This is a genomic window from Oleiphilus sp. HI0061 (assembly GCF_001635675.1).
In genome coordinates, this window is the sequence record NZ_LWFE01000495.1 from 1 (window position 1) to 521 (window position 521).

Here is a 521-nt window from a genome sequence, read left to right on the forward strand (position 1 = left end):
TCGGTAGGTGAGCTTGTTTGCGAATCGGGAGTGTCATGAATACCGTCAATAGGGCTGTTATCGGTACCACCTGATTCCACCACGTCTGTAAAACCGTCATTGTCACTATCGAGATCGATATAATCCGGAAAGCCGTCATCGTCAGTGTCTGGTGGGTTAATGATATCGTCGATACCATCCAGGTTGGTATCGATGCCCCCGGTGCTGTCAACATCGTAGGCGTCATTGATACCGTCACCATCACTGTCTAAGCTGGCAGTTAACTCAGCTTCAAGTTCATCATTCATACCATCGTTGTCACTGTCCAGGTCAAAGATGTTGTAGCTATTATCGCCATCGCTATCCAAAAGACTTATCGCGTCATCAATACCATCCAGGTTGAGGTCTTCTCCTCCAGTCAGGTCGACGTCAAAGCCGTTATCGATACCATCGTCATCCGAGTCGAGGTGCAATGCGACGCCATTTTCAATGGCATCGGGGAGGCCATCTCCATCACTGTCCAAATCAAGGTGGTTGAGGAT

The 521-nt window shown here is 48.8% G+C and carries 1 pseudogene; it reads right to left on the reverse strand.

The features are described 5' to 3' along the window. A pseudogene (locus A3735_RS30405) lies at positions 1-521 on the reverse strand (hypothetical protein); the annotation flags it as partial.